Origin of the sequence: Bartonella sp. AA9NXGY (assembly GCF_042196845.1) — a bacterium.
Lineage (GTDB): Bacteria > Pseudomonadota > Alphaproteobacteria > Rhizobiales > Rhizobiaceae > Bartonella.
Genome location: NZ_JBHIRB010000069.1, coordinates 1 through 1936 on the forward strand (window position 1 = coordinate 1; position 1936 = coordinate 1936).

Below are 1936 nucleotides of genomic sequence, written 5' to 3' on the forward strand. Positions count from 1 at the left end.
TATAATAGCCGAGAAAAGGATGGTACAGCCACAACCAATATTTCCTTGAACAAGGATAAATCCTCTAGCGATTATCATAGTGTTGTGGAGCAATCAGGCATCAAAGCGGGTGATGGTGGTTTTAAGATCAACGTTAAAGATAAAACAACGCTGACCGGAGGTATTATTGAAAGCACCGCGCCGGCAGAAAAAAACAGCCTGACCACAGGAAGCATTAGCACCAGTGATATCAGCAACAGTGCGCATGCGCAAGCTAGCAGCCAAGGTTTAAGCATTTCGGCGGGTGGTCCGATGTATCAGGGCAAATATGGTGTCGGGAAAAACATTGCTAAAAATGTCTTAGATCATTCAAAAGCTAAAGATTCAGAGGAAGGATATACCAAATCTGCTATCAGCAATGGCACTATCGTCATTACTGATGAAGCAGGGCAGAAGGCATTGACAGGGCAAGATGTTGAGCAAGCCATAGCCTCCCTTAATCGGGATACTGCCACCGCCCATAAAGGTGTACAACAGCTCGATGCAGGCAAGCTGGAACAAATCGTCCATGAAAACCGCGAAATGGCAACGCAATTGTTGGAAGAAGGATTTAAATACAGTGATGACTCCTATAAAACCATGTTTATCAAAGAGCACCCCATCGCCGTGGTCGACCGTGATGAAAATGGCAATACAATCTATGAAATAGATGCGAATGGGGTACCTATAAGAGACGCTCGTGGACAACCAATACCTCACGCACATTATTTAACGGATGAAGAAAAGCAGCATTTACAAGAGGGTGCTGATGGCAAGGTGCATGTGTCCTTTAATGGCATCTTTACTCCACCAGAGGAAGCCGCTGTTTATGCGGTTCAACATGCGAAGGATAAAAATGAACCGCTTTATTTTGTGGTGTTCCCAGAAGCTGATTCTGCTATTTCAGAACTTCTAGTCGCGGGCTATCAGAAGTTTATGGAAAATAACTTTTGGGGTTTGACCAATTCAACACAAGAAGCAAAAGATTTGGTGTATAGCCATGGTCTTACAGGATTAGAACTTTATGGACATAGTCGCGGGACAATGACATTGGGGAATATGCTGAATTCTTTCAAACAAGAAGGTGTTCACGGTATAGCCGACAACACGAATATCAATTTCTATGGACCAGCCTTTAATGCTTTAGTTGCATCCGGTCTGTTAGGTTATGTGAGTGATGGCAAACAAACCACTATTGGCTTTGATGGGAATAGATACGACTTTGTAAGCAGAATTATTGGCGGCAATGGCTATACTTACGAGACAATACCTACTGGTAGTAACATGTGGAAAGAATGGTGGAGAGTGATCATGAATCCCATAAGCTCCCATACTTGCCTTGGAGATGTGGGTTATAAATGCCAAAAGTTTTATGGCACATCTCATCGTGAACAATTTCCTTTAAGTAAATCAAGGAGTAAAAAATGAAATACATTTTAAAGTTATTAAGTGGAATAGTTTTGGTGGGTGTAACTGGATGTAATATCGATAAACCTCCTCCAGGAGAGATAGCTACGTGGGAGAAAAATGGTGTTACTGATTTTACTGAGGTAGGAAAAGCCTTATTAGAATGTGGAATGCCAACCCCTTATGATACTGATCCAGAAAGCAGAAAGCTCAGCTACAATGCAATAGCAACCATAGAAGCTTGTATGATTCAATCAGGTTTTCGTGATAAAGTGGGAGGGGGAACTTGGTGTGTAAATCATAAAGCCGAGGATCTTCCCATTTGTCGTCCAGGTGCTGTCATACCACAGCGCAGTGTCAAGAAGCGCTTAAACAGCCCTTTTTGTAAAAAATATAAAAATAGTCGCAAATGCCAACCTTAAGTGTTTCTATTGGTGATGATCAACAATCCGCCATCCTTGCCTTCGCTTGGAATGGTGGGATTGTTTTCTCAACCAATCATCTCAATATT

General features: G+C 42.1%; 2 protein-coding genes. Both read left to right on the forward strand.

Annotation, left to right across the window (positions count from 1 at the left end):
* On the forward strand, positions 1-1446 hold a 1446-nt coding region (locus ACFIM6_RS09800), incomplete at its 5' end, for a filamentous hemagglutinin (protein ID WP_375612663.1).
* A complete protein-coding gene (locus tag ACFIM6_RS09805; RefSeq protein ID WP_375612664.1) occupies positions 1443-1847 on the forward strand; it encodes a hypothetical protein in 405 nt (134 codons plus the stop codon). The genes ACFIM6_RS09800 and ACFIM6_RS09805, both read left to right, overlap by 4 nt.
* The last annotated feature ends 89 nt before the right edge of the window (positions 1848-1936 follow it).

Coding starts and splice junctions, on each gene's coding strand:
- ACFIM6_RS09805 (WP_375612664.1), top strand. CDS start 1,443: ATGAAATACATTTTAAAGTTATTAAGTGGAATAGTTTTGGTGGGTGTA.